Annotated in this window: 9 protein-coding genes; 2 read left to right on the plus strand and 7 right to left on the minus strand. The window is 36.2% G+C overall.

Annotated elements, in window-relative coordinates:
• Window positions 1-542: 542 nt before the first annotated feature.
• Complete coding sequence (locus tag E1I69_RS23740; protein ID WP_136381974.1) at window positions 543-737, minus strand: hypothetical protein; 195 nt, start codon at window positions 735-737, stop codon at window positions 543-545.
• 50 nt (window positions 738-787) lie between these two features.
• Complete coding sequence (locus E1I69_RS23745) at window positions 788-1,033, minus strand: DUF2164 domain-containing protein (protein WP_116350871.1); 246 nt, start codon at window positions 1,031-1,033, stop codon at window positions 788-790.
• A 37-nt stretch (window positions 1,034-1,070) separates the two neighbouring features.
• Between E1I69_RS23745 and E1I69_RS23750 the strand changes: the two genes are divergently transcribed.
• Window positions 1,071-1,490 (plus strand): hypothetical protein, encoded by a 420-nt coding sequence (locus tag E1I69_RS23750; protein WP_136381975.1) that lies wholly within the window; start codon window positions 1,071-1,073, stop codon window positions 1,488-1,490.
• 313 nt (window positions 1,491-1,803) lie between these two features.
• On the opposite strand, the gene E1I69_RS23755 is transcribed toward E1I69_RS23750, so the two are convergent.
• From E1I69_RS23755 to E1I69_RS23775, 5 genes are read right to left on the minus strand one after another with little or no spacing between them, the layout of a single operon-like run.
• A complete protein-coding gene (locus E1I69_RS23755; RefSeq protein ID WP_066322149.1) occupies window positions 1,804-2,103 on the minus strand; it encodes a spore coat protein in 300 nt (99 codons plus the stop codon).
• An 18-nt stretch (window positions 2,104-2,121) separates the two neighbouring features.
• Window positions 2,122-2,316: a hypothetical protein gene (locus tag E1I69_RS23760; protein WP_136381976.1), complete on the minus strand. Its 195-nt coding sequence runs from the start codon at window positions 2,314-2,316 to the stop codon at window positions 2,122-2,124.
• A 16-nt stretch (window positions 2,317-2,332) separates the two neighbouring features.
• Window positions 2,333-3,469 carry a zinc-dependent alcohol dehydrogenase gene (locus E1I69_RS23765; protein ID WP_136381977.1) on the minus strand — a complete coding sequence of 379 codons (1,137 nt, stop codon included), beginning with the start codon at window positions 3,467-3,469 and terminating at the stop codon, window positions 2,333-2,335.
• 18 nt (window positions 3,470-3,487) lie between these two features.
• Window positions 3,488-3,856: a spore coat protein gene (locus tag E1I69_RS23770; RefSeq protein ID WP_136381978.1), complete on the minus strand. Its 369-nt coding sequence runs from the start codon at window positions 3,854-3,856 to the stop codon at window positions 3,488-3,490.
• A 16-nt stretch (window positions 3,857-3,872) separates the two neighbouring features.
• Window positions 3,873-4,118, minus strand: coding sequence for a spore gernimation protein GerQ (locus E1I69_RS23775; protein WP_136381979.1), 246 nt, complete (start codon window positions 4,116-4,118; stop codon window positions 3,873-3,875).
• A 392-nt stretch (window positions 4,119-4,510) separates the two neighbouring features.
• On the opposite strand from E1I69_RS23775, the gene E1I69_RS25575 reads away from it, so the two are divergent.
• On the plus strand, window positions 4,511-4,912 hold the full coding sequence (locus E1I69_RS25575) for a CBO0543 family protein (protein ID WP_431731906.1): 402 nt from the start codon (window positions 4,511-4,513) through the stop codon (window positions 4,910-4,912).
• The last annotated feature ends 240 nt before the right edge of the window (window positions 4,913-5,152 follow it).

A 5,152-nucleotide genomic window follows, 5' to 3' on the forward strand; every position in this document is an offset into this window, starting at 1 on the left:
AGATGTGTATAAGAGACAGGTGCGAAATGTCTCTGAGGCAAGACCTCGAAGACAAATCAAGTTCAAATGCTGTGCGAAATGTCTCTGAGGCGTGCTGTCGTGGACAAATCTGCTCAACAAGCTAGATGAAATGTCCGTGAGCAGTCATCTCAGAGACAAATCAAGCTCAAATGCAGTACGAAATGTCTCTGAGACAAGGTCTCGAAGACAAATCAAGCTCAAATGCAGTACGAAATGTCTCTGAGACAAGGTCTCAGAGACAAATCAAGCTCAAATGCAGTACAAAATGTCTCTGAGACAAGGTCTCGAAGACAAATCAAGCTCAAATGCAGTACGAAATGTCTCTGAGGCAAGGTCTCGAAGACAAATCAAGCTCAAATGCAGTACGAAATGTCTCTGAGACAAGGTCTCGGAGACAAATCAAGCTCAAATGCAGTACGAAATGTCTCTGAGGCAAGGTCTCGAAGACAAAACCAACTCAAATCCTGTACGAAATGTCCTCGAGCAACAACCTTGCCTCTTATAAACAAAATATTCAAAGGTTAAGAAGGATTCTTCCTTTTTCTCTCGAACTTTTTAGGTAACTCATTTTCCGATTTTATAAAAGCTTCAACCGACTCATCAAGCAATCTTTCGCGATTCATGTCTTCGTTGACATCAGAATCAACTTCCATCTCTGATTTAAAAACACCATATGTATCATCTGGATCAAAAGAAGGATCATTGTCTTTTTTCATTTGCTATCACTCCTCGTATAGTAGTGTAAGCAATCGAATGAAAAACTACTCTATCTTTTAATAGGTCTTTCGAGCGTTAAAATTTCATCGTCAAGAGAAGCGAATTGTTGATCTACAACCGCTTTTACATCATGGACGGCGGCATTGTAGATATGTGGTGCTAGTTTTTCTTTTACAAAATGTAATACCTGTTCTGCTGCAAATTCGCTGATTTCTTCATCTCTTTCAAGTGAGAAAAATTCCTGGATATCGGAAATCATGAATTGCTGTTGTTCTTTTGTAAGCTTAATAAACAATAAAAACACTCCTTACATTTGAAAGGTGGATTTCGCAATGAAATTGAAAACCATTTTGATCGTCATTCCACTACTTCTTGTCCTACTATACAGTTTTACATACGTACCTCACAAGCTATTTGATATTAATCCTTCCGATGTTTCAAAAATAAATATAGTCGATGGGAATTCGGGATTTAGATTTGATATTACTTCAGAGGAGGAGATCCACCGAATCATCAAAAATTTAAACGAGGTTACGTTTAAAAAGGGGAAGCCCTCGGCAGGCTATATGGGATATCGCTTTGACACAACCATTTACAACAAAAAAGGAGATCCAATGAAAGAACTAATCATTAACTCTAGTGACACCCTTCGATACAAAGGATTCTTCTATACAACAACAGACATCCCACTTGAATATGAATTTATCGATGAAGTAGAGAACCAGAGGGACGGTTCCATTGGCTCTCATTAGTTAATTATGGAAAACAAAAAGATATCTGTCTGGAATTGTTACGGGAGCCCTCCCGAATCTGCTAAGGGTATTTTCCCTTTAAACAAGACATGGTCCATTTTATAGTTTACTTCATATGAAAATTGACGAATTACCTGCTCCTACCATTTGATAATCAAAAATAGAGGTTCATTTTTTTGTGAAATTGAACCGAAGTGTGCCAATAGGTCGTAATTTGCCTAAAATAGTCTATTTATAAAAGAAAAAACATCGAATTTGTCATTGTATTAGGAACAGTTTAGGTTTGTAATGATAACCTGCTCCTTTTTTATTTTTACAGAGTGGGTAAGTTCAATGCTGTATTGATATTATTTAAATCCAAACTGATCTGTTCGTTTGTATCCCAAGCATGGTACCACCCTTTTTCTACCATATATGCTGATATTTGTTCATGCATATCAAGAGCTTCTACTAAATGGCGAGTGAGCATTTCTTTAATTTCCGGTGTTCCTGCCTCCGTAACTGCCATGGCATAATTTCTAACTCCACTTTTAGCTGAAATGAGTAGATCCATTGCAACCACTTGATCCGATAATGCGTCCATGCCAGTTAATGTTTCAATGATTGGATTCATGTTCATTCATCTCCTAATTTACTGCTTAGCGTTGGAAAGGATAGAAGCATATTCTTGTAATTGTCTCGTAGATACATCAATGTCTTGCTGCATAATATCTTTTAATAGCGGATCTGTAACTAATGCTCTCATTGTTTTGGATTTAGTTAAACAAGTGGTCTTAAATGCAGCTACCTCATGGACTTCAAGAACTTCATGTAAGGCGTAATTCATTTTTTCATCTCCTTCCTCAAGGTTTCAACACGACTTTTATACAATCATCCATTTTGGTGTCAAAAATCTCATAGCCACGCTTTGCTTCACTAAGTGGAAGTACATGACTTACGACATCTCCTGGATCAATTTTTCCTGTCGAAACTAATTCAAACATATATGGCATATAATGAATTACAGGTGCTTGTCCAGTACGTATATTGACGTTTCGGTTCATTATATCACCCATTGGGAATCCATTATATCTGCCACCGTAAACGCCTGTAACTTGTATTGTCCCGCCTTTACGCACTGCTTGTGAAGCCATAATAAATGCACTGAATGCTCCACCTTGCAGTTTCATTCCGCTCGCAAGGAACTCTAAATCAGTCATTTTACCGTCCATACCAACTGCATCAATGACAACATCAGCGCCGCCCTTCGTCATTTCCTTCAAATGTAATTCCACATTTTCAAAGTGTTCAAAATTTACAATTTCAACGTTGTTGGTACGTTTGGCGTGTTGCAAACGATAGTCTACATAATCTACGGCAATGACACGCTTTGCTCCTTTTAGCCAACAGAATTTTTGAGCAAAAAGGCCAACCGGACCACAGCCAAAAACAATTACTGTATCTCCATCCTTTACGCCTGCATTGTCAACACTCCAAAAACCAGTAGTCATCGCATCGGCAATAACTGTTAATTTTTCATCTGGTTCCTCACAAGTCTCTGGAATTTTGAAATGAGTAAAGTTGGCAAATGGTACTCTTAAATATTCAGCTTGACCGCCTGGATAACCACCTGTTGTACCAGAATATCCAAAATAGGCACCCATATCACCATTATCATTAGAATTATCACATTGGCTTTCCAAATGGTTTTTACAGTAAGAGCATTCACCGCATGCTATATTAAAGGGAATAATTACTCGATCTCCCTTTTTAAGTTTAGTCACACCTGGGCCAACTTCTTCGACGATTCCCATTGGTTCATGACCGATAACATAGTTTTCTTGCAGGTTAGGAATCATGCCATGAATTAAATGTAAATCAGACCCACATATAGCAGTACTTGTTACTTTAATAATCATGTCATCTGGTTTTTCAATCTTTGGATCTGGAACTTCTTTGACTACAACATTTTTAATACCTTGATACGTTACTGCCTTCATGCTATACAGCCTCCAGTGTTAGTGATCATCAGGTGTCCGGTCAAACATACCTTTTCTATTGGTCTCAACAGGAAATAGATTCATTTTGCCAATCATCAATGTATTGTTGGCAGAGAGTTGATCTAGTTTATACTGTTCACTTAGTTTGTATGGATGGAACCATTTTTTATTAATCATTAGTTCTGTAATTTCTTGATGCATGGCAATACCTTGCATTAACTGGTTTCGTAAGAGGGTTCTAACATCAGGTGATGCGGACTCCGTTAATGCTACAGCAATATTGCGAACACCTTCTTTGGCACGAAGGAGGAAATCCATTGCAAATGTGGTATCAGCTAGCTCAGGTACATGTAACGAGTTTATAGGGTCTAAATAGTCATTATTCAATGAATTGTACTTCCTTTCAATTTATTATAGGTGTTGGTCGGTTTTGAGGAACTGGAGCTTCAAAAGGTGCGCGTTGATAAACTGTCTGTAATTCTCCAAGCGCTTGCATGGACTGTTCAACATCTTTTTGCATTAATGCTCTCAAATCATGATCAAATACGAGTCCTTGCATTAGTTTTGATTTCGCTAAGCAAAGTGTTTTGAAATTAATAACTTCATGTAAATCCAATGATTCATGATTGGCTAATTTTTGATTATCCATTTCTAATTAACCTCCTTATTCGTTGATGCAATCTATTGTATTGTTCCAAAAATAGGAGTAAACATAACATTCTTTCATGTAATATTAAATTGGTAAATTATCTTAATTGGTTGAAATATTCCTAAAGTGCGGGGATTCATTTATTGTGATGTCAGAATATGGAGCAAATGGAATATTAGATTCAAAGGTTGTAATGGAAAACTTTAAAATAAATTCCTTTTACGCGAAAGTTTATCGTTCCTCCACTAAAGGGGAAGGGTAGTTAAAGAAGAATAATTCATCGATAAAATAATGATAATAGGGTTGATATTGTTGTTTTTTAAAACGAGGTGTTCCTCTTGATGAAGCTATTTACAGTAACTGTTATATTAGTTTTCTTAGTTGCTCTAAAAATGCCTAGAAAAAGAACAAGGCATGAGTTATTAGCTACAATACAGTTTGCATTGTTAATAAATTTTGTAACTGATCTTTATCTAGATTTAAAGTACAATCTTTACTGGTATTTTGATAAAGAACAAATAGAGTTGTTGTACCTAGTTGTAGTCCTTGGTGAAATTGCTGTACTGGTAATTATTTTTAATTATTTTCCCCTGAAATCTAATACGAGTAAGAAATTTATATATATCTTGTGTTGGACATGCGTTCTTGTATTACTTGAGTTGTATGCAGTTTATATTAGCATTTTACACTATGGCGAATGGAATATAATTTATTCGGCGCTGGCTTACTTTATTTCAATGTACATTCTTTATTTCGTATTGGACTACACGGCGGATAGTCGAGAAACTCAGTAATAAAGTCGCGATTTCTTTTCAATTAACGGGTGCAAAAACATAAAGGTTTACATTGTAGACGCTTGGAATCAATCCAAGCGTTTAATTTTGTTGAATTATCAACATAGTTATTTAACACAGCAAAAAAAAAATGACGCAAAAGGGTCGTCACTTAACTTTGAGTTAGCTTCATAATTTTTGATTTATTGGAAAAAAACATACTAAACCGCGCTGTTCTATATCTGTCTCTTATACACATCT

The sequence above is a fragment of the Bacillus timonensis genome, from assembly GCF_004799755.1.
Taxonomy (GTDB): domain Bacteria; phylum Bacillota; class Bacilli; order Bacillales; family Bacillaceae_L; genus Ferdinandcohnia; species Ferdinandcohnia timonensis_A.